Raw genomic sequence first — 19,925 nt, forward strand, 5'->3', positions numbered from 1 at the left:
AAGCGGACCACCGCCCGGATTCAACCGATCGGACGGAAAAGCCCGGCGGGCGCTCCGGGGGCGCGCGGTGGCCGCCTAGCGTGAACGGCGGCCCGTGATCACCGAGCGGAAGGCCGTACGAAGCATGCCGCAGCCCTTCGAACTCCCGCAGTTCTACGTGCCGTATCCGGCGCGGCTCAACCCCCACCTGGAACGGGCCAGGGAGCACTCCAAGGCGTGGGCCCGCGAGATGGACATGATCGAGGGCTCAGGGATCTGGGACGAGGCGGACTACGACGCCCACGACTACGCGCTGCTGTGCGCGTACACCCATCCCGACGCGTCGGGTCCCGAACTGGACCTGGTCACCGACTGGTACGTGTGGGTGTTCTTCTTCGACGACCACTTCCTGGACATCTTCAAGCGCAGCCAGGACATGCAGGGCGCGAAGGCGTACCTGGACCGGCTGCCCGCCTTCATGCCGGTGGATCCCGGACAGCCGGTGCCGGAGCCGACCAACCAGGTCGAGGCGGGGCTCGCGGACCTGTGGGCGCGCACGGTGCCGACGATGTCGCAGGACTTCAGGGAGCGGTTCCACGAGAGCACGTACTACCTGCTGGAGGAGTCGCTCTGGGAGCTGTCCAACATCAACGCGGGCCGGGTCTCGAATCCGATCGAGTACATCGAGATGCGCCGCAAGGTGGGCGGCGCGCCCTGGTCGGCGAATCTGATCGAGCACGCGGCGGGCGCCGAGGTACCGGCGCGGATCGCCGGGAGCCGTGCGATGCGGGTGCTGCGCGACTGCTTCGCGGACAGCGTGCACCTGCGCAACGACCTGTTCTCGTACCAGCGCGAGATCGAGGACGAGGGCGAACTCTCCAACGCCGTCCTGGTCCTTGAGCGGTTCCTCGGTCTGACCGCCCAGCAGGCCGCGGACCGGGTGAACGACCTGCTGACCTCGCGGCTGCACCAGTTCGAGCACACCGCTCTCACCGAAGTGGAGCCGCTGTTCGGGCAGTTCGGCCTGACCCCGCAGGAACGTCTCGGCGTCTTCGCGTACGTCAAGGGACTCCAGGACTGGCAGTCGGGCGGCCACGAGTGGCACATGCGCTCCAGCCGGTACATGAACGGCGCGGACGGCAGTTCCCGCGCGGTGGGCGCGGGCGCCGGTATCGGCGGCGGCGCGATCGGCGGGCCGACGGGCCTGGGCACCTCGGCCGCGCAGATCCTGCACTCGCTGGCCGCGACCTTGCCGCAGCGCGCCCGGTCCTTCTCGCACGCCCCGCACCAGCGCACCGACACGGTCCGGCGCGCCGAGATCCACATGCCGTTCGAGACCACGCTCAGCCCGCACTTGGACACCGCCCGGCGGCACAACATGGAGTGGGGCCGGGCGATGGGCATCCTCGGCGCGGAGCCCGGCTTCCCCGTCCCCGGCGGGCTGTGGAACGAACGCAAGCTCGCCGACTACGACTTCGCGCTGTGCGCGGCGGGCATCCACCCGGCGGCCTCGCCGGAGGAGCTGAACCTCACCACGGACTGGCTGACCTGGGGCACCTACGGCGACGACTACTACCCGCTGGTCTTCGGCCGGTCCCCCGACACCGGAGCGGCCCGGCTGGCCACCGAGCGGTTCAAGCTGTTCATGCCGCTGGGCGACGAGCCCGCGCCCACGCCGGTGAGCGCGCTGGAACGGGGTCTGGCGGACCTGTGGCGGCGCACCGCGGGCCCGATGTCCCCCGACGCGCGGGGCAAATTCCGCTTCGCCGTCGAGGACATGTGCGAGAGCTGGCTGTGGGAGCTGGCCAACCAGAAGCAGAACCGGGTGCCGGACCCGGTCGACTACATCGAGATGCGCCGCAAGACCTTCGGCTCCGACCTGACGATGAGCCTGTCGCGGATCGGCCACGGTGACGCGCTGCCGGACGCCGTCTACCGCTCGCGGCCCGTGCAGTCCATGGAGGTGGCCGCCGCCGACTTCGCCTGCCTGCTCAACGACGTGTTCTCGTACCGCAAGGAGATCGAGTTCGAGGGGGAGATCCACAACGCGGTGCTCGTCGTGCAGAATTTCCTGGACTGCTCGCCGCAGGAGGCGATGGACGTGGTCGGGGATCTGATGGCCGCGCGGATGCAGGAGTTCCAGCACATCACCGAGAACCAACTGCCCACGCTCTTCGAGGAGTTCGCACTCGACGACGCGGCGCGCGAGGTGCTGCTCGGCTACGCGCAGGAGCTGCGCGACTGGCTGGCGGGCATCCTCACCTGGCACGAGGGCTGCCACCGCTACGAGGAGGAGACGCTGCGGCGGGACTTCCCACACGTGGCCGCCGTGCTGCCCGCCCAGACCTGGGCCGCGCCCAACGGCCTGGGCACGGCGGCGGCCCGGCTGCCGTCACTGCTGCACGCGGCCCGCACCCAGGCCGGGTAGCGGGCCGGGCGGCGGGGCGAACTCTCAGTAGCGGTAGGGGTCGTACGGGTCGGCGTACTGCGGCTGCTGCTCCTGCTGGGGCGGTTGCTGCTGCTCGTACGGCGACTGGTACTGCTGCTGGGGGATGTACGGCTGCGCCTGCGGGTCGGGCTGCTGCTGGTACGGGTAGCCGTACGGGTCGCTGCCCAGCGGCTGTTGCTCCTGCTCCTGCTGACCGCCGTAGGTCTCGTACCGCGGCTGCGGTTGGGGCTGCGGATACGGGTACGGGTAGGGCTCGCCGCCGCCGGCCGGGGTGTCGTAGCCGTAGGGGGCGGGGGCGGGCTCCTGGTAGGCGCCCGGGTCGTAGCCGTACTCGTGGCCGCCCCAGCCGGACTGGTCGGAGCCGTCACCGGCGTAGGAGGCCGCCGCGGGCTGGGGTTCGCCGCCCCAGCCCGCATAGCCCTGCGCGCCGTACCCCTCGTAGCCGCCGCTGGTGTACGGGTCGGGGGTGTACGTCGACTGGCCGTCGTAGACCGGGTATTCGCCGCTGTCCTCGTGCATCGGGACCGGCTGGTAGATCTGGCCGGAGTCCAACGGCCGCCCGCCGCCGAACAGATCGGGCTCGTCCGCGTCGAGTTCGTCGCGCGGACCCGGCTGCCGGGCGGCGGCGAATTCCTCCGGGTACTCCTCCTCGACCGGGCTGACCTCCAGCACCGGCTCGGTCACCCCGCCCTTCCTGCGGCGGCTGGAGCCGGGACGCCCGCCGAGCGCCCAGCCGGTGGAGAAGCCGCGCTTGTAGGAGAGCGTCACGAAGGACTGGCCCGCGCCGAAGGCGAGCGCGCCGAGCACGATGATGATCACATTGCGCTGGGACACGCCGACGACCACGCCCAGGAACCCGGCGAAGGCCAGTACGCGATAGCGCAGCCGCGCCTTGTACTGGAGCAGTACCTCACCGAGCAGCCACAGCGCGACGATTCCGAAGGCGACGTACAGCACCGAGTAGCCCATGCGCCCACTTCCTTAACTGGACCGAGCCGACTGTACCGAGCCGGTCACGTCCGCTGGTGCAGACCGAGGTTCTCGTAGATCTCCAGCGACGCTGTCGAGTGGTTAAGAGTAATGAAGTGCAGCCCCGGAATGTCCTCCGCCATCAGACGGCGGCACATCTCGGTGGTGAACTCGATGCCGATCGCCCGGACCGCGACCGGGTCGTCCTGCACCGCGAGGATGCGTTCGGCCAGGTCGGAGGGGAAGGGGGCGTTGCCGAGCTGGGCGAAACGCTCGATCTGCCGGACGTTGGTGACCGGCATGACCTCGGGGATGATCGGGGTGCTGCACCCCGCCGCGTCGACCCGGTCACGCAGCCGCAGGTAGTCCTCCGCGTCGAAGAACATCTGCGTGATGGCGAAGTCGGCGCCCGCGCGGCACTTGTCCAGGAAGTGCCGGGTGTCCTCGGCCGGGTCGGTGGAGCGCGGGTGCATCTCGGTGAACGCGGCCACGCCGACGCAGAAGTCGCCGGACTCCTTGATCAGCCGGACCAGTTCCGCCGCGTACGTCAGGCCCTCCGGGTGCGGCACCCACTCCGCGAGCGGGTCGCCCGGCGGGTCCCCGCGCACAGCCAGGATGTTGCGGATTCCGGCGTCCGCGTACTGACCGATGATGTTGCGCAGCTCGGCCACCGAGTGGTTCACGGCCGTGAGGTGCGCGCACGGGGTCAGCGTCGTGTCCGACACGATCCGGTCCGTGGCCCGCACCGTGCCCTCCCGCGAGGAGCCGCCCGCGCCGTAGGTCACCGACACGAACGTGGGGCCGACCGCCTCGATCCTGCGGATCGCGTTCCACAGCGTCCGCTCGCCCTTCTCCGTCCTCGGCGCGGCGAATTCGAACGAGTACGAGCGCTCGCCCCGCGCCAGGAGCTCACGGATCGTGATCGCCCGGTCTGTTCGCGTGGAAGGTGTCCCCAAAGCCATGCCTTGAAGGCTAGCCCCGGCTGGCCACCGTCCGTAACCGGACGGGGCGATATGACCTCGTACGTCCGTTTCCTGGCCACCGGCGGTCCACGGATTGGACACCGGGTGGGCTTGGCGCCCATGCCCGCGCCTTCCCCGGGGCTCGCCCCCCGTCAGGCCCCGCCGAAGCCACCTTCCCCTCCCACGGGTCCCCGCTCTCCCGGGATGCGACCCCGAGCGGTCCCTCTGCCAGGGCGGCACAGCGGGTTTTCCGGGGCGCGGCCCCGGGCGGCCTCCTTGCGCTGGGCGGCACGCCGGGCTTTCAGGGGGCGCGAGCCGGGCGGTCCCTCTGCCGGGGGCGGCACGCCGGGTTTTTAGGGGCGCGGGGAACTGCGCGCTCAGCCCGCGCGGTGGTGCGCCTTTGAGAACCGGCCCCAGCGGGGCAGATGCTGTTGTTTTCGGGCTGAAAGCCCGGTGGGGGCTGGTCGCGCAGTTCCCCGCGCCCCTGAAAAGACCGGCCAGCCGCCCTGGCAGAAAGACCGCCTCGGGGCCGCGCCCCGAAAAGACCGGCTTGCCGCCTGCGGGAGAGGACCGTCCAGGGGCCGGGCCCCGGGAATGCTCACCGCCTAGGTGTCAGGCGAGGGCGGCGCGGAGGGCGGAGGCCGCGCCGGCGGGATCGGCGGCCTCGGTGAGGGCGCGGACGACGACGACGCGGCGCGCACCGGCGGCGCGGACCTGGGCGATGTTGTCGAGGGAGATGCCGCCGATGGCGAACCAGGGCCGGTCGGTCGTGAGCCCGGCGGCGTGCCGGACCAGGTCGAGCCCCGGGGCGGGACGCCCCGGCTTGGTGGGCGTGGGCCAAACGGGCCCGGTGCAGAAGTAGTCGGCGCCGGGCTCCACGGCGGCGGCGTCCACCTCGGAAGGGGCATGGCAGGAGCGCCCGATCAGCACCTCCTCGCCGAGGATGGCGCGCGCGGCCGGGACCGGCAGGTCCCCCTGGCCGAGGTGCAGGACGTCGGCCCGGGCCGCGTGCGCCACGTCGGCGCGGTCGTTGACCGCGAGGAGCTTGCCGTGCCTGCGGCAGACCTCGGCGAGGACGGCGAGGGCCGCCAGTTCGGCCCCCGCCTCGATGCCCTTGTGCCGGAGCTGGATGACGTCCACCCCGCCGCTCAGTACCGCGTCCGCGAACTCGGCGAGGTCGCCGCGCTCGGTCCTGGCGTCGGTGCACAGATAGAGCCGGGCGGCGGCGAGCCGGTCACGGGCGGTGCCCACGGCGATGGCGGCGGCGGTGGTCGTCATGCGGGCGGTTCCCCCTGAGGCGTACGGGTTACACGGCGAGCGCCTGCGCTCGGCGCTTCACCTCGGTCCCGCGATTCTCGCGCAGTGCCTGGGCGGGGGTGCCGGGGAGGCTCGGGTCGGGCGTGAAGAGCCATTCCAGCGCCTCATCGTCCGAGAACCCGTCGTCCTTGAGCACGGTGAGCGTGCCGGACAGGCCCTTGGTGATGGCGCCTTCGCCGACGAAGTCCGCGGGCACCATGAGCACCTTGTTCTCACCGCGGCGGACCGCGATGAGCTGGCCCTCCTTGATGAGGGGGCGAATCCGGGTGATGTCGAGTCCGAGCCGCTCCGCGACCTCGGGCAGCGTGAGCCACGAGGGGACGAGAGCGTCAATGTGTGCGTCAACCGACGAGAAAACAGTCACAGGACAAGGGTGCCACCCGCCGCCGACAACCGCTGCGGCACTGCGCCGTTAGCGGGACGCCCCGCTCAGCGCAGGGCCGCCGACTTGAGCTGCACCGCCGGGTCGGCGGCGAGCGCCGGGTCCAGCACCGCCGCGCGGGCGACCAGCTTGCGGGCCTGCGCCAGGTCCCGCGGCCGGTCCACGGCCAGCAGCGCGGCCAGGGCGCCGCCGCGCAGCCAGCACACCGACCAGGACGGGCTCGCCGGGTCTCCGCGCAGCAGCATCGTGTCGGCGCCCGTGTGGTGCCCTGCGTACTGCACGAAGCGGCCGAACTGCTCGGACCAGAAGTACGGCACCGGGTCGTACGCCTCGTCGCCGCCGAGGACGTTGGCGGCGGCGGTCCGCGGGCCCTGCACGGCGTTGTCCCAGTGGTGGATGAGCAGCCGCTCGCCGTAGCGCGCGGACGGGAACGACGCGCAGTCGCCGACCGCGTACACGTCGGACGCGGTGGTGCGCAGCCGGTCGTCGGCGAGTACCGCGCCGTCCGGGCCGAGGCCGACGCCGGAACCGGCCAGCCAGCCGGTGGCGGGCCTGGCGCCGATGCCGACCACGACGGCCGCGGCGGGCAGCCGGGTGCCGTCGGCGAGCACCACGGCGCCGGGTTCGACCTCGGCGACGGCGGTGCCGGTGAGCAGCCGTACCCCGGCGTCGGCGTACCAGGCCCGCATGTGGCCGGTGATGGTCGCGGGCAGCGCGCCGGACAGCGGCCGGTCCGCGGCCTCCACGACGGTCACCTCGCAGCCCGCCTGCCGCGCCGCGGTGGCGAATTCGGCGCCGATCCAGCCCGCGCCGACCACCACGACGTCCTTGTGGGCGTCCAGCACCGGGCGCAGCGCCGCCGCGTCGTCCAGGGTGCGCAGCAGGTGGACGCCGGGCAGGCCCGCCGTGCCGGGCAGCGCCACGGGGTAGGCGCCGGTCGCGACGACGAGACGGCCGTAGCGCAGGCCGCCCTTGTCGGTGACGACCTCGTGGTCGGCTGGCCGCAGCCCCTGCGCCCGTACGCCCAGGCGCAGATCCACGTCCAGGGCGTCGAAGTCGACGTCGAAGCGGACGTCGGTGTCCTCGCCCGCCGTGCCGAGCAGGACCGCCTTCGACAGCGGCGGGCGGTCGTACGGAGGGTGCGGCTCGTCGCCGACCAGCACGATGCCGTCCCGCCAGCCCTGCTCGCGCAGGCAGACCGCCGTCTGCACCCCGGCCATCCCGGCCCCGACAATCACGACGTCGTTCACATGATTCACGGTAGTCGGTACGGGCCGCCGACGACGCCGGGCCACCCCCGGGCGGCGGGCGGGGATATGGTGTCGGGGCCAGAGAACACGCGGGAGCCCGGACGCACCGGGCTGAGAGGGCGGCTGGACGGCCGCCGACCGTACGAACCTGATCCGGGTCATTCCGGCGAAGGGAGGGCGGTATTCGATGGGTACACCTGAACCGGCGGCGCCGAGCGGACCGGCGGCTCCGACGGCCGCGCCGCGGAGTTCCCGCGCGGCGGCGTCGTACGACGTCCTGGTGGTGGGCGGCGGCATCATCGGCCTGGTCACCGCCTGGCGGGCGGCGCAGCGCGGCCTGCGGACCGCCGTGGCCGACCCGGACCCCGGCGGCGGCGCGGCGCGGGTGGCGGCGGGCATGCTGGCCGCGGTCACCGAATCGCAGTACGGCGAGCAGACGCTGCTGGACCTCAATCTGGCGTCGGCGCGCCGATACCCGGATTTCGTGGCCGAGTTGACCGAGGCGACCGGCCTCGACGTCGGCTTCCGCGCCTGCGGCACCCTGACCGTCGCGCTGGACGCCGACGACCGCGCGCACCTGCGCGATCTGCACGCCTTCCAGACCTCGCTGGGCCTGCCCTCGGAGTGGCTGAGCGGCCGGGACTGCCGCCGCCTCGAACCGCTGCTCGCCCCCGGTGTCCGCGGCGGACTGCGGGTGGACGGCGACCACCAGGTCGACCCCCGCCGTCTCGCCACGGCGCTGCTGCGGGCCGCGGAGCTGGCCGGTGTGGTCCTGCACCGCTCGGCGGTGGCCCGCGTCGAGATCTCGGGCGGCCGGGCCGTCGGCGCGCTGCTCGACGACGGTACGGCGGTCACGGCCGGTCGTACGGTGCTGGCCGCGGGCAGCGACAGCGGCCGGATCGCGGGCGTGCCCGAGGCCGCGCTGCCGCCGGTACGGCCGGTGAAGGGGCAGATCCTGCGGCTGCGCATCCCGCCGGGCCACGCGCCGTTCCTGTCCCGTACGGTCCGGGCGGTGGTACGCGGCAGCCATGTGTACCTGGTGCCGCGCGAAAACGGGGAGCTGGTACTCGGCGCGACCAGCGAGGAGTTGGGCTGGGACACCACGGTGACCGCGGGCGGGGTCTACGAACTCCTCCGGGACGCCCACGAGTTGGTGCCCGGCATCACCGAACTGCCGCTCACCGAGACCCTGGCGGGCCTGCGGCCGGGGTCCCCGGACAACGCTCCACTCCTCGGCCGCGGCGCGCTGGACGGCCTGCTGCTGGCCACCGGCCACCACCGCAACGGCGTGCTGCTCACCCCGATCACCGGCGACATCATGGCGGAGGCGCTGGTCACGGGCGAACTGCCCGCGTACGCGCGGCCGTTCGCCGCCTCCCGCTTCGCGGCCGTCCCGGTGCCCGTCTTCCCGGTATCCGGACCCCCGGCCGCCGCCGCGCGTGAGGAGCAGACCGTATGACGATCACGGTCCTGGTGAACGGCGAGCGCCGCTCCCTGCCCGCGCCCCTCGCCCTCGACGCCCTGGTGGCCGACCTCACCCCGGCCGCCTCCGGCGTGGCCGCCGCCCTCAACGAGACGGTCGTCCCGCGCGCCCGGTGGGCGGCGACGCCGCTGTCCGACGGTGACCGCGTGGAAATCCTCACCGCCGTGCAGGGGGGCTGAGGGATGACGACTTCCGCTGTCGACGTCAGCGACCCGTTGCGGATCGGGGACGCCGTCTTCTCCTCGCGGCTGATCATGGGGACCGGCGGGGCGCCGAGCCTGGAGGTGCTGGAGCAGGCGCTGCTCGCGTCCGGTACGGAGCTGACCACCGTCGCCATGCGGCGGCTCGACCCCACGACGAAGGGGTCGGTGCTGTCGGTGCTGCGGCGGCACGGCATCCGTGTGCTGCCCAACACCGCCGGGTGCTTCACGGCCGGTGAGGCCGTGCTGACCGCGCGGCTGGCGCGTGAGGCCCTCGGCACCGACTGGGTGAAGCTGGAAGTCATCGCGGACGAGCGGACGTTGCTGCCCGATCCGGTCGAACTCCTCGACGCCGCCGAGACGTTGGTGGACGACGGCTTCACGGTGCTGCCGTACACCAGCGACGATCCGGTGCTGGCGCGGAAGCTGGAGGATGTGGGGTGCGCGGCGATCATGCCGCTCGGGTCGCCGATCGGGTCGGGGCTCGGAATCCGCAACCCGCACAATTTTCAACTCATCACCGAGCGGGCCGGTGTTCCCGTCGTCCTCGACGCCGGGGCGGGGACGGCGTCCGACGCCGCGCTCGCCATGGAACTCGGGTGCGCCGCCGTCATGCTGGCCTCGGCCGTCACGCGGGCGCGGCAGCCGGTTCTCATGGCCGAGGGCATGCGTCACGCCGTTTCGGCCGGGCGCCTGGCCTTTCGTGCCGGGCGTATCCCCCGCCGCCACTTCGCCCTCCCGTCCTCCCCGCCCGAAGGTCTCCCCTCTCTCGACCCCGAACGCCCCGCCTTCTAGGCCCCGGGGCCCCGCGTCCACCGCGCACAGGACGTGCCCTCCGCGACCCTTGAAGGATCGGCCCGCCGCCCTCCGTGAAGGGGCGTACAGGGGCGGAGCCCCGGGGAAGGGCGCCGACCCGGGCAGGGGGACGGGAGGTCACGGAAGCGTTGCGGCACGCAACAGGTGGGGTACAGACCGGGCGCGCAGCGCCGTTCGGGGCATTCCGGCCTCGTAGAATCGGCGATCGTGGACACGACCGTGCAGGACCCGCTCGTCGGGCAGACGCTCGACCGCCGTTACCGGGTCGAGGCGCGCATCGCTGTCGGGGGGATGGCCACGGTGTACAGGGCCGTGGACACCCGCCTCGACCGGGTGCTCGCGCTCAAGGTGATGCACCCGGCCCTGGCGACCGACACCGGCTTCGTCGAGCGCTTCATCCGCGAGGCCAAAGCCGTGGCGAAGCTGGCGCACCCGAATGTCGTCGGGATGTTCGACCAGGGCGCCGACGGCACCTACGTGTATCTGGCCATGGAGTACGTGGCCGGCTGCACGCTGCGTGACGTGGTGCGCGAGCGCGGGGCGCTCCAGCCGCGGGCGGCGCTGGACATCATGGAGCCGGTGCTGGCGGCGCTCGGCGCCGCGCACCGCGCGGGCCTGGTCCACCGCGACATGAAGCCGGAGAATGTGCTGATCGGGGACGACGGCCGCGTGAAGGTCGCCGACTTCGGCCTGGTCAGGGCGGTGGACACTCAGACCAGCGCGTCGACCGGCTCGCTGCTGGGCACCGTCTCGTACCTCGCCCCCGAGCAGATCGGGCACGGCGTGGTCGACCAGCGCACGGATGTGTACGCGTGCGGGGTCGTGCTGTACGAGACGCTGACCGGCCGCAAGCCGTACGACGGGACGACGCCCGCGCAGGTGATGTTCCAGCACCTCAACGAGGACGTGCCCGCCCCGTCCTCGGTCGTCGCCGGTCTGGCACCCGCGCTGGACGCCCTGGTGGCGCGGGCCGCCTGCCGTGACCCGCGGGGCAGGCCCGCGGACGCCGTGGACCTGCTGGCCGAGGTGCGCGACGTGCGGGCGGCGCTGACCCCGGCGCAGCTGGACCGCGAGCCCGCGGCCACCATCGGCGAGATGAGCGGCGCCGGGTCCGAGGACCCGACCAGCGTCGTCCACCGCTATCCGTCGGCGGCCTTCGCGTCGGAGCCGATGCCCGCGTCCGCGCCGCCGGTACCGGCGGCGGCCGACAGCGGCGAGCTGAACCGTACGAGCAGGCTGCTGCTGCCGCCCCCGCCGCCCGACGAGCCGCCCGCGGGTCCTCGGCAGCCGCGGCGGCGGGGCCGCGGGGACGGTGCGCCGCGGCGGCGCGGGCCGCTGGCGGTGGTGCTGGCGCTGCTGGTGCTGCTCGGGGTCGGCGCGGGCGTCTGGTACATCAGCGACGGGCAGTTCACGAAGGTGCCCGCGGTGCTGGCGCTGTCGCAGGCCGACGCGGAGAAGAAGCTGGACGCGGCGGGGCTGCGCGCGAAGGTGACACGGGACTTCTCGATCACGGTGCCGCGCGGCAAGGTGATCTCGACGGATCCGGGTCCCGGCAAGCGCGTCCGGGACAACGGTACGGTGACGCTGAAGGTCTCCAAGGGCCCGCAGCAGGTCCAGGTGCCCGACGTCCGGGGCAAGCCGCTGGAGACCGCGCGCAAGGAGCTGAAGGACGCGGGTCTGACGCCCGGCACGGTGGCCCGGGAGTTCAGCGAGGACGTGCCCCGCGGTCAGGTGGTCTCCACCGACCCCGCCGGCGGCATCCGCCGGGCGCCCGACACCCCGGTGGCGATCAAGGTGTCGCGCGGGGCTCCGGTCGACGTGCCGGACGTGATCGGCGACTCGGTCACCGACGCGCAGCAGCAGCTCGAGGACGCGGGTCTGAAGGTCGTCCTGGCGCCGGACAAGGTGTTCTCCGACGTCGCGGACAAGGACCAGGTCGCGCTGGCGTCCCCGGAGGTGGGGACGCAGGTCGGCACCGGCGACACGGTGACGATCACCGTGTCCAAGGGCCAGCAGCAGTTCGACGTGCCGGGCGTGACGGGCAAGAAGAAGGACGAGGCCAAGCAGATCCTCCAGGACGCGGGCTTCGACGTCCGGGTGATCACCGTGTTCTTCGGCGACACCGTCTTCAGCCAGTCCCCCGACGGCGGCGGGCAGGCGCCCAAGGGCGCGACGATCACCATCTGGGTGCGCTGATGCGCGTGGTGACGGACGCGCCGACGGGTGCGGCGGGCTGATGCGGTCGCGCAATCCGGTGGGCAGCCATGTGCCGGTGGCCGGCGGGCTGGCCACCGTGGGGCTGGGGTACGCGGAGCGGATCGGCGCGGAGACCGTCCAGGTCTTCGCGGCCAATCCGCGCGGCTGGGCGACTCCGCCCGGCAGCCCTGCCCAGGACGAGGAGTTCCGGACGCGCTGCGCGGAGCTGGACCTGCCCGCGTACGTGCACGCGCCGTATCTGATCAACTTCGGCTCGCACACCGAGGCGACGGTGGACCGCTCGGTGGAGTCGCTGCGGCACTCGCTGCGCCGGGCGCGGGCGATCGGCGCGCTGGGCGTGGTGGTGCACACCGGCTCGGCGACCGGCGGCAGGACCCGCGAGGTGGCGCTGGCGCAGGTGCGCGAGCGGGTACGGCCGCTGCTGGACGAGCTGACGCACGACGACGACCCGTGGCTGCTGCTGGAACCGACGGCGGGGCAGGGCTCCTCGCTGTGCTCGCTGGTCGCGGACCTGGGCCCGTACATGGCGGCGCTCGACCGGCATCCCCGGCTCGGGGTGTGCCTGGACACCTGTCACGCCTTCGCGGCGGGGCACGACATGGCGGCGCCCGGCGGGATGACGGCGATGCTGGACGAGCTGGCGGCGACGGCGGGCGAGGGGCGGCTGCGGCTGGTGCACGCCAACGGCAGCAAGGACGTGTGCGGGGCGCGCAAGGACCGGCACGCGAACATCGACGCGGGTCATCTGGGCGCGGAGCCGTTCCGTGAGCTGCTGCGGCACCCGGCGACGGAGGGCGTGCCGCTGGTCATCGAGACGCCGGGCGGCCCCGAGGGGCACGCGTCGGACGTGAAGCTGCTGAAGGAGCTGCGCGGATAGGGGCTGTTTCCGCCCCTCAGGAATACCCCCAGGGGGTATGTGGTTGTGCTGACCGCAAGGCACCGCACGCACTTCCTGAGGACGGGGACATCCCATGGCGTACGAGCACACGGCCCACGACCACGCGGCGCACGATCAGGCAGCTCATGGCCAGGCAACTCACGACCACGCGGCCCACGACCACGCGGCGCACGCGCACCACGGCGGCAGCGGCGGCGGGGCGGGCTGGCGGACGGCCGCCCAGGCGACCCTGCACTGCCTCACCGGCTGCGCCATCGGCGAGGTCCTCGGCATGCTGATCGGCACGGCGCTCGGCTGGGACAACGTGCGGACGATGCTGCTGGCGATCGTGCTCGCCTTCGTCTTCGGCTACTCGCTCACCATGCGCGGCGTGCTGCGCGCGGGCCTGGACCCGCGCTCGGCGCTGCGGGTGGCGCTCGCCGCCGACACCGTGTCGATCATCTTCATGGAGCTGGCCGACAACGGCACGATCCTGGTCTTCCCCGGCGCCATGGACGCGACCTTGGCCGACGCCCTGTTCTGGGTGAGCCTGGCGCTCTCCTTCGTGGTGGCCTTCGCCGTCACGACCCCGGTCAACAAGTGGCTGATCGGGCGGGGCAAGGGCCACGCGGTGGTGCACCAGTACCACCACTGAGCCGCTACAGCTCGGGCCCGTCGCCCGGCTCCTCCTGGTACGAGTACCGCTGCTCGTTCCAGGGGTCACCGAGGTTGTGATAGCCGCGCTCCTCCCAGAAGCCGCGGCGGTCCGCCGTCATGTACTCCACCCCGCGGACCCATTTGGGGCCCTTCCAGGCGTAGAGGCCGGGGACGACGAGGCGGACCGGAAATCCGTGTTCCGCGGTGAGGGGTTCGCCGCCCTTATGGGTCGCGAATATCGACTTGTCGTCGATGAAGTCCTCGATCCGCAGATTCGAGCTGAATCCGTATTCGGCCCACACCATCACATGCGTGACGTCGTCGGCGGGCGGTGCCAGTTTCAGCACGGTATCGGTGGAAACCCCGCCCCATTCGATGCCGAGCATCGAGAACTTCGTGACGCAGTGGAAGTCGGCGACGACCGTGGCATACGGCAGCGCGGAGAACTCCTCGTGGTTCCAGCAGGTCTTGTCGTTGTCGGCGGTCGCGCCGAAGACCCGGAACTCCCAGCGGTCCGCCGTGAAACGGGGTACGGGGCCGTAGTGCGTGACCGGCCAGCCCCGCTGGATCCGCTGCCCCGGAGGAAGCTCCCCCGTCTGGCGTTCGGACTGACCCATGTCTCCATGGTGACAGACGGGGCGTGATGCTTCCGACCGGGCGGGGTCTTTCCGGGCAAGCCGGGCCCCGGAACGTAAGCCTGCACTTACTGGATCAGATGCCTGAGCAGTGGGAAGATGCGCGGAACCTGACAGCCCGATCGGAAGGACGGCGTTGCCATGCAGGGCGACCCCGAGGTCATCGAGTTCCTCAACGAACAGTTGACCGCTGAGCTGACCGCGATCAACCAGTACTTCCTGCACGCGAAGATGCAGGAGAACTTCGGCTGGACGAAGCTCGCGAAGTACACCCGGTCGGAGTCGTTCGACGAGATGAAGCACGCGGAGATCCTGACCGACAGGATTCTCTTCCTCGACGGGCTGCCGAACTACCAGCGGCTCTTCCATGTCCGGGTGGGCCAGACGGTCACCGAGATGTTCCAGGCCGACCGCCAGGTCGAGGTCGAGGCGATCGACCGCCTGCGGCGCGGCATCGAGGTCATGCGCGCCAAGGGCGACATCACCTCGGCGAACATCTTCGAGTCGATCCTGGAGGACGAGGAGCACCACATCGACTACCTCGACACCCAGCTCGAACTGGTCGAGAAGCTGGGCGAGCCGCTGTACATCGCGCAGCTCATCGAGCAGCCGGAATCCTGACGGACGGTCCCGCCGGCCGGCGCGCCGCGGTCCCGTAGCCGCGCTTCGCGGCCCCGGTCAGGCCGCCTGCGCGGCGGCGGGCGGCTCGTTGGCGCCGGGCACGGCGATCCGCTCGGCGCGGGCCGCCGCCGGGACGTCCGGCTCGACCCGTGCCGCGACCGGCTGCTCCGCGCCGCGGGCGTCCGCGAGCATCGCCGCGAGGCGCTGGGTGCGGGTGGTGGCCGGGGCGGCACCGCGGCCGAGGAGGCCCTGGATGCGCTTGACGCAGGAGCCGCAGTCGGTGCCCGCCTTGCAGGCGGAAGCGATCTGGCGCGGGGTGCAGCGGCCGTCGTCGGCGTGCTGCTTGACCTGCTGCTCGGTGATGCCGAAGCAGGAGCAGACGTACACGCGGTCACCGCCGATCAGGGCCCAGGAGTGCCTCAGGAGCTGAGGTTACCCTTACCTTACCCGGCGCCCCTGGTCAGGAAAAGCGCCGAGGGGCGCGGATCGGTGTGATCCGCGCCCCTCTGGACGAAACGGCCGGTGGGGCCGCCGCGCGCTACTGCCCGCGGTACATCTCGGCCACGAGGAAGGCCAGGTCCAGCGACTGGCTGCGGTTGAGCCGCGGGTCGCAGGCCGTCTCGTACCGCTGGTGCAGGTCGTCGACGAAGATCTCGTCGCCGCCGCCGACGCACTCGGTGACGTCGTCACCGGTCAGCTCGACGTGGATGCCGCCCGGGTGCGTACCGAGGGCGTGGTGCACCTCGAAGAAGCCCTTGACCTCGTCGAGCACGTCGTCGAAGCGCCGGGTCTTGTGGCCGGAGGCCGCCTCGAAGGTGTTGCCGTGCATCGGGTCGGAGACCCAGGCGACCTGCGCGCCGGACGCGGTGACCTTCTCCACCAGCGTCGGCAGCTTGTCGCGCACCTTGTCGGCGCCCATCCGCACGATGAAGGTCAGCCGCCCCGGCTCGCGCTCCGGGTCGAGGCGCTCGATGTAGGAGAGCGCCTCCTCCGGGCTGGTGCCGGGACCGAGCTTGATGCCGATCGGGTTGCTGATCCGGGACGCGAACTCGATGTGCGCCCCGTCGAGCTGCCGGGTCCGCTCGCCGATCCACACCATGTGGCCCGACACGTCGTACAGCCGGCCGGTCCGCGAGTCGGTACGGGTCAGCGCGGTCTCGTAGTCGAGCAGCAGCGCCTCGTGGGAGGCGTAGAACTCGACCGTGCGGAACTCGGCCGGGTCGGTGCCGCAGGCGGCCATGAAATTCAGCGCGTTGTCGATCTCGCGGGCCAGCGCCTCGTAACGCTGCCCGGACGGCGAGGACTTGACGAAGTCCTGGTTCCACGCGTGCACCTGGCGCAGGTCGGCGTAACCGCCGGTGGTGAAGGCGCGCACCAGGTTCAGCGTGGACGCGGACGCGTGGTACATCCGCTTGAGCCGCTCGGGGTCCGGGATGCGGGCCTCGGGGGTGAAGTCGAAGCCGTTGACCGAGTCGCCGCGGTAGGTCGGCAGGGTCACGCCGTCGCGGGTCTCGGTCGGCTTGGAGCGCGGCTTGCTGTACTGCCCGGCGATCCTGCCGACCTTGACCACCGGCACGGACGCCGCGTAGGTGAGCACCGCTCCCATCTGGAGCAGCGTCTTGAGCTTGTTGCGGATCTGGTCCGCGCCGACGGCGTCGAACGCCTCCGCGCAGTCACCGCCCTGGAGCAGGAACGCCTCACCCTTGGCCACAGCCGCCAGGCGACTGCGCAACTGGTCGCACTCCCCCGCGAAGACGAGCGGCGGATACGAGGCGAGGTCGGCGATCACATCGCGCAGAGCCTCGGAGTCGGGCCACTCAGGCTGCTGCGCCGCGGGAAGAGAATGCCAGGTGTTGTCACCGGCGTGGATATCTGCGTTCACGGTCACGGGCCCAACATTACGGGGTCGTGTCACGTGCTTATGGCCCCGCTCAGGAAGTGAGACGGACCCGGTGGCCACCATCGGTCGAAAACGGAGGCGAAAGGTCCGGCGGGCGACACGGACCCGGTCCACTCCTGCCCCTTCCGTGACTGCTAATGTCTGGCCGCCTAGGCCCGTCGGGCTGATTGCACGAGCGGTCCAGCAGCCGAAGGGGCCGTTCGCGATCCGCCGGACCGGCCTCAGGGCCGGTGACCGCCAAACCCCGCGGTCATCAAGGGGAGGGCGCGCGACTCGCGTGCCGGAATAGCCGAGGGCTGCGCGTTGACACGTAGACACCGCCGGAAGAAATCACTGATCGCTTACGGAGCCGCCGCCGTCGTGCTGGCCTCCGTCGCCACCTACGGCACCATCGCCATCGCGACACCGTCATCCGGGGGCGGGACGGACGCGAAGGCGGATGGCTCCACCACCGCGTTGCAGGACGCCTTCGCGTCCGCGGCGAAGGAGTTCAAGGTCCCGCAGAGCGTGCTGATGGCCGTTTCGTACCAGCAGACGCTGTGGGAAGCGCACAACGGACAGCCGAGCACCACGGGCGCGTACAACGTCATGGGGCTGACCCAGGTCGAGCCCGAGGACCTGGAGGAGTCGAGCACCGCCGACAAGCTGGCGGAGGTGAACCTCAGCGGCGACCCGGTGGTCACCAAGCACTTCAACGCCGCGCGGGCGCTCAGGTCCGACCCGGCGAAGGTGAACACCGACGACCCGCGGCTGCACACGCTGGACGCGGCGGCCAAGCTGACCCGTACCTCGCAAGAGGACGTACGCACCGACGAGCGGCAGAGCGTCCGCGCGGGCGCCGCGCTGCTCGCGCGGTACCAGAAGGAGGCCACCGGCTCGCTGCCGGCCGACCCCGGCCAGTGGTACGCGGGCATCGCGCGCTACAGCCAGTCGACCGACCCGCAGGGCGCGCAGCTCTTCGCGGAGCGCGTGCTGGGCTCGGTGAAGACCGGCGTCAGCCGGGTCACCACCGACGGCCAGTCGCTGACGCTGCCCGCCGACCCGACGGTGCGGGTGGTCAAGCCCGCCAAGGTCCCGGTGACGGCGACGTTCGCGAGCACGGCGGCCGTCCCGACCCCCGAGTGCCCGGCCGAGCTGCACTGCACCTTCGACCCGGCCGCCTACGCCAAGGCCGGTTCCGCGGCGGACGACTTCGGCAACTACAACGAGTCGAACCGGCCCGCCAACGGCGAGGACATCCGCTACATCGTCATCCACGACGCCGAGGGCACCTTCGCGGGCACCCTGGCGACATTCAAGGACGTGTCCCGGTACGCCAGCGCCCACTACGTGGTCGGCGGCCAGGGCCAGGTCGCCCAGGCCGTGGAGACCAAGAACGAGGCGTGGCACGCTGCCAACAAGACCGTGAACATGCACTCGGTCGGCATCGAGCACGAGGGCTACGCGATCAAGAAAGGCCAGTGGGTCTCCGAGCAGGAGTACCAGTCCTCGGCGACGCTGGTGAAGTACCTGGCCGCGAAGTTCAACATCCCGCTGGACCGTGAGCACATCATCGGCCACGACGAGGTGCCGGGCGTGCTCGACACCAATGTCAGCGCGCAGCACTGGGACCCGGGACCGTTCTTCGACTGGAACCACTACATGTCGCTGCTCGGCGCGCCCGACGGCGCCGGCGGCGCGGGCGGTCCGGTCAAGGCCGGCCAGCTCGTGCGGGTCGTCCCGCCGTACAGCACGGCGAACCAGCCGAAGCTGACCAACGGCGGCACCGCGGTGGCCGCGCAGCCCGCGAACTTCCTGTACCTGTACACCTCGCCGTCCACCACAGCCGCGCAGCCGACCGACCCGTACGTCGGTACGGGCCCGCTGCCGACCGAGGGCTCCAACTGGTCGAACAAGGTCCTCGCGGGCGGCGCCTACGTCGTCGCCGAGGCGCAGAACGACTGGACGGCCATCTGGTACGGCGGCAAGAAGCTGTGGTTCCGCAACCCCGGCGGCCAGTACACCTCGGTCGTCACGCCGACCAGCGTGATCACCCCGAAGACCGGCGCGACCTCGATCCCGGTCTACGGCCGGGCGTACCCGGAGGACGCGGCGTACACCGGCACCAACGTGCCGGTGCAGTCGCAGAACAACGCGTCGCTGACGAAGTACAGCGTGCTGTCCGGGCAGGCGTACCCGACGGCGGGTGTGCAGAAGGCGGGCGACTACTGGTTCGCGGGGACCTTCGCGGGCACCGCGGCCGGTGACCGCACGCTGGTGCAGGGCAAGACGAACCTCTTCTACCCGATCCGGTACAACCACCGGATCGCCTGGGTGAAGGCCAGCGACGTCCAGCTCAAGACCAGCACGGCTGCGGACTCCGGCACCACGCGCTACAACCTGCTGGCCCGCGACGCCTCCGGCGGCCTGTACCAGTACCAGGGCACGGGCAGCGCGACCACGCCCTTCTACACGAAGTTCAAGGTCGGTCCCGGCTGGCAGATCTTCAACACGGTCACCGCGATGACCGCGCTGCGCGCGGACGGCACCGGTGATCTGGTGGCCCGCGACACCTCGGGCGTGCTCTGGTACTACCAGGGCAGCGGCAAGCCGTCCGGGCCGTTCAAGGCGCGGCTGAAGACCGGGGCGGGCTGGGGCGTCTACAACATGATCATCGGCGCCCGGGACATCACCGGGGACGGCAAGCCGGACCTGATCGCGCGCGACTCCTCGGGCAACCTGTGGCTGTACAAGGGCACGGGCAACCCGGCGGCGCCGTTCGCGGCCAAGGTGAAGATCGGTCCCGGCTGGAACATCTTCAATATGCTGATCAGCACGGGTGACATCACCGGCGACGGCAAGGCGGACCTGCTGGCCCGCGACACCGCCGGTGTGCTGTGGCTGTACAAGGGCACCGGCAGCCCCACCGCCCCGTACGCGGCGCGGGTGAAGGTCGGCGGCGGCTGGAACGCGTACAACACCATCGTCGGGGTCAGCGACCTCAACGGCGACGGGAAGCCGGACGCCGTGGCGCGGGACGCCTCGGGCACCTTGTGGTTCTACAAGGGCACCGGGACGGCGACGAGCGGACCCTTCGCGGCCAAGTCCCAGATCGGCGGCGGCTGGAACGCGTACAACCTGCTGTTCTGACCCACCGCCGCCGCGCGTGACCACGGGCCCGGCCCGCGGGTGGAACCGGCTGTCCCACCCGCGGGCCGTGCGCTAAGGTCGG

At 71.9% G+C, this 19,925-nt stretch carries 17 protein-coding genes and 1 riboswitch; of the genes, 9 read left to right on the forward strand and 8 right to left on the reverse strand.

Annotated elements, in window-relative coordinates; all coding sequences use genetic code 11:
* Positions 1-124: 124 nt before the first annotated feature.
* Entirely contained in the window at positions 125-2,407 is a 2,283-nt protein-coding gene (locus ABZX65_RS03785; protein ID WP_355334158.1) for a germacradienol/geosmin synthase, read from the forward strand.
* A gap of 24 nt (positions 2,408-2,431) precedes the next feature.
* Here ABZX65_RS03785 and ABZX65_RS03790 read toward each other — a convergent pair whose 3' ends face one another.
* The 5 genes from ABZX65_RS03790 to ABZX65_RS03810 all read right to left on the reverse strand — a co-directional run bounded on the left by ABZX65_RS03790 (position 2,432) and on the right by ABZX65_RS03810 (position 7,317).
* Positions 2,432-3,397 (reverse strand): hypothetical protein, encoded by a 966-nt coding sequence (locus tag ABZX65_RS03790; protein WP_355334161.1) that lies wholly within the window; start codon positions 3,395-3,397, stop codon positions 2,432-2,434.
* 44 nt (positions 3,398-3,441) lie between these two features.
* Positions 3,442-4,359 (reverse strand): methylenetetrahydrofolate reductase [NAD(P)H], encoded by a 918-nt coding sequence (metF, locus tag ABZX65_RS03795; RefSeq protein ID WP_355334163.1) that lies wholly within the window; start codon positions 4,357-4,359, stop codon positions 3,442-3,444.
* A 612-nt stretch (positions 4,360-4,971) separates the two neighbouring features.
* Positions 4,972-5,637, reverse strand: a complete 666-nt coding sequence (gene thiE / locus ABZX65_RS03800; protein WP_355334166.1) for a thiamine phosphate synthase — start codon at positions 5,635-5,637, stop codon at positions 4,972-4,974.
* A gap of 28 nt (positions 5,638-5,665) precedes the next feature.
* A complete protein-coding gene (locus ABZX65_RS03805) occupies positions 5,666-6,040 on the reverse strand; it encodes an Rv2175c family DNA-binding protein (protein WP_355334168.1) in 375 nt (124 codons plus the stop codon).
* A 65-nt stretch (positions 6,041-6,105) separates the two neighbouring features.
* Positions 6,106-7,317: an FAD-dependent oxidoreductase gene (locus ABZX65_RS03810; protein ID WP_355334171.1), complete on the reverse strand. Its 1,212-nt coding sequence runs from the start codon at positions 7,315-7,317 to the stop codon at positions 6,106-6,108.
* 70 nt (positions 7,318-7,387) lie between these two features.
* A riboswitch (TPP riboswitch) is annotated at positions 7,388-7,500 on the forward strand.
* On the opposite strand from ABZX65_RS03810, the gene thiO reads away from it, so the two are divergent.
* The 6 genes from thiO to ABZX65_RS03840 all read left to right on the forward strand — a co-directional run bounded on the left by thiO (position 7,496) and on the right by ABZX65_RS03840 (position 13,556).
* The gene (gene thiO, locus ABZX65_RS03815; RefSeq protein ID WP_355334173.1) at positions 7,496-8,767 is read left to right on the forward strand and encodes a glycine oxidase ThiO; all 1,272 of its coding nucleotides are present in this window, start codon (positions 7,496-7,498) and stop codon (positions 8,765-8,767) included. Its footprint overlaps the riboswitch before it by 5 nt.
* On the forward strand, positions 8,764-8,970 hold the full coding sequence (gene thiS, locus ABZX65_RS03820; RefSeq protein ID WP_355334176.1) for a sulfur carrier protein ThiS: 207 nt from the start codon (positions 8,764-8,766) through the stop codon (positions 8,968-8,970). Before thiO ends, thiS begins: the two co-directional genes overlap by 4 nt.
* Before the next feature lie 3 nt (positions 8,971-8,973).
* Positions 8,974-9,786: a thiazole synthase gene (locus ABZX65_RS03825; protein WP_355334179.1), complete on the forward strand. Its 813-nt coding sequence runs from the start codon at positions 8,974-8,976 to the stop codon at positions 9,784-9,786.
* A 228-nt stretch (positions 9,787-10,014) separates the two neighbouring features.
* The gene (gene pknB, locus ABZX65_RS03830) at positions 10,015-12,003 is read left to right on the forward strand and encodes a Stk1 family PASTA domain-containing Ser/Thr kinase (RefSeq protein WP_355334181.1); all 1,989 of its coding nucleotides are present in this window, start codon (positions 10,015-10,017) and stop codon (positions 12,001-12,003) included.
* A gap of 40 nt (positions 12,004-12,043) precedes the next feature.
* Positions 12,044-12,901, forward strand: a complete 858-nt coding sequence (locus ABZX65_RS03835; protein ID WP_355334183.1) for a deoxyribonuclease IV — start codon at positions 12,044-12,046, stop codon at positions 12,899-12,901.
* Positions 12,902-12,995: 94 nt separating this feature from the next.
* Positions 12,996-13,556, forward strand: coding sequence for a DUF4396 domain-containing protein (locus ABZX65_RS03840; RefSeq protein WP_355334186.1), 561 nt, complete (start codon positions 12,996-12,998; stop codon positions 13,554-13,556).
* A gap of 4 nt (positions 13,557-13,560) precedes the next feature.
* Here ABZX65_RS03840 and ABZX65_RS03845 read toward each other — a convergent pair whose 3' ends face one another.
* Positions 13,561-14,175, reverse strand: a complete 615-nt coding sequence (locus ABZX65_RS03845) for a sulfite oxidase-like oxidoreductase (protein WP_355334188.1) — start codon at positions 14,173-14,175, stop codon at positions 13,561-13,563.
* Positions 14,176-14,334: 159 nt separating this feature from the next.
* Here ABZX65_RS03845 and bfr point away from each other — a divergent pair, with 159 nt between their 5' ends.
* A complete protein-coding gene (bfr, locus tag ABZX65_RS03850; protein WP_188284346.1) occupies positions 14,335-14,814 on the forward strand; it encodes a bacterioferritin in 480 nt (159 codons plus the stop codon).
* Between the two features lie 57 nt (positions 14,815-14,871).
* Here bfr and ABZX65_RS03855 read toward each other — a convergent pair whose 3' ends face one another.
* Entirely contained in the window at positions 14,872-15,201 is a 330-nt protein-coding gene (locus ABZX65_RS03855; RefSeq protein ID WP_355334191.1) for a (2Fe-2S)-binding protein, read from the reverse strand.
* Between the two features lie 151 nt (positions 15,202-15,352).
* The gene (locus tag ABZX65_RS03860) at positions 15,353-16,702 is read right to left on the reverse strand and encodes a class II 3-deoxy-7-phosphoheptulonate synthase (protein WP_355334194.1); all 1,350 of its coding nucleotides are present in this window, start codon (positions 16,700-16,702) and stop codon (positions 15,353-15,355) included.
* Between the two features lie 375 nt (positions 16,703-17,077).
* On the opposite strand from ABZX65_RS03860, the gene ABZX65_RS03865 reads away from it, so the two are divergent.
* The gene (locus ABZX65_RS03865; RefSeq protein WP_355334710.1) at positions 17,078-19,843 is read left to right on the forward strand and encodes an N-acetylmuramoyl-L-alanine amidase; all 2,766 of its coding nucleotides are present in this window, start codon (positions 17,078-17,080) and stop codon (positions 19,841-19,843) included.
* The last annotated feature ends 82 nt before the right edge of the window (positions 19,844-19,925 follow it).

Source organism: Streptomyces sp. NPDC003300, assembly GCF_040610915.1.
Classification (GTDB): Bacteria; Actinomycetota; Actinomycetes; order Streptomycetales; family Streptomycetaceae; genus Actinacidiphila.

Coding starts and splice junctions, on each gene's coding strand:
- ABZX65_RS03845 (WP_355334188.1), bottom strand. CDS start 14,175: ATGGGTCAGTCCGAACGCCAGACGGGGGAGCTTCCTCCGGGGCAGCGG.
- metF (WP_355334163.1), bottom strand. CDS start 4,359: ATGGCTTTGGGGACACCTTCCACGCGAACAGACCGGGCGATCACGATC.
- ABZX65_RS03790 (WP_355334161.1), bottom strand. CDS start 3,397: ATGGGCTACTCGGTGCTGTACGTCGCCTTCGGAATCGTCGCGCTGTGG.
- thiE (WP_355334166.1), bottom strand. CDS start 5,637: ATGACGACCACCGCCGCCGCCATCGCCGTGGGCACCGCCCGTGACCGG.
- ABZX65_RS03835 (WP_355334183.1), top strand. CDS start 12,044: ATGCGGTCGCGCAATCCGGTGGGCAGCCATGTGCCGGTGGCCGGCGGG.
- thiS (WP_355334176.1), top strand. CDS start 8,764: ATGACGATCACGGTCCTGGTGAACGGCGAGCGCCGCTCCCTGCCCGCG.
- bfr (WP_188284346.1), top strand. CDS start 14,335: ATGCAGGGCGACCCCGAGGTCATCGAGTTCCTCAACGAACAGTTGACC.
- ABZX65_RS03840 (WP_355334186.1), top strand. CDS start 12,996: ATGGCGTACGAGCACACGGCCCACGACCACGCGGCGCACGATCAGGCA.
- ABZX65_RS03785 (WP_355334158.1), top strand. CDS start 125: ATGCCGCAGCCCTTCGAACTCCCGCAGTTCTACGTGCCGTATCCGGCG.
- ABZX65_RS03825 (WP_355334179.1), top strand. CDS start 8,974: ATGACGACTTCCGCTGTCGACGTCAGCGACCCGTTGCGGATCGGGGAC.
- thiO (WP_355334173.1), top strand. CDS start 7,496: ATGGGTACACCTGAACCGGCGGCGCCGAGCGGACCGGCGGCTCCGACG.